This window comes from Vibrio sp. T9 (genome assembly GCF_003123985.1).
Taxonomy (GTDB): Bacteria; Pseudomonadota; Gammaproteobacteria; order Enterobacterales; family Vibrionaceae; genus Vibrio; species Vibrio diabolicus.
In genome coordinates, this window is sequence record NZ_NIGY01000208.1 from 1 (window position 1) to 282 (window position 282).

General features: G+C 49.3%; 1 pseudogene. It reads right to left on the minus strand.

Features of this window, described 5'->3' with window-relative positions:
- Nucleotides 1-104: 104 nt before the first annotated feature.
- A pseudogene (locus tag CBX98_RS26750) lies at nucleotides 105-282 on the minus strand (methylmalonate-semialdehyde dehydrogenase (CoA acylating)); the annotation flags it as partial.

A 282-nucleotide genomic window follows, 5' to 3' on the forward strand; every position in this document is an offset into this window, starting at 1 on the left:
CCCTGAAGAAAATTAAGCTTTTTCGTTTTTGGCTTTTGATTATGTAAGTTGCAACGCACAATACTCCCCGTGCGCTCAACCGCCGCAATTCTAGTGTTTTTGTCTTACTGATGCGTAGGCATCGCGAATTCCGCGCCAGCGCTTTCGTCGTGGTTCAGCCAACGCTGTGTAACGGCTTTTTGTTTTGTGTAAAAGCGCACGGATTCAGGGCCGTGGGCGTGGTGATCCCCCATGAGGCTTTTTTTCCATCCACCAAAACTATGGAAAGCCATGGGAACAGGG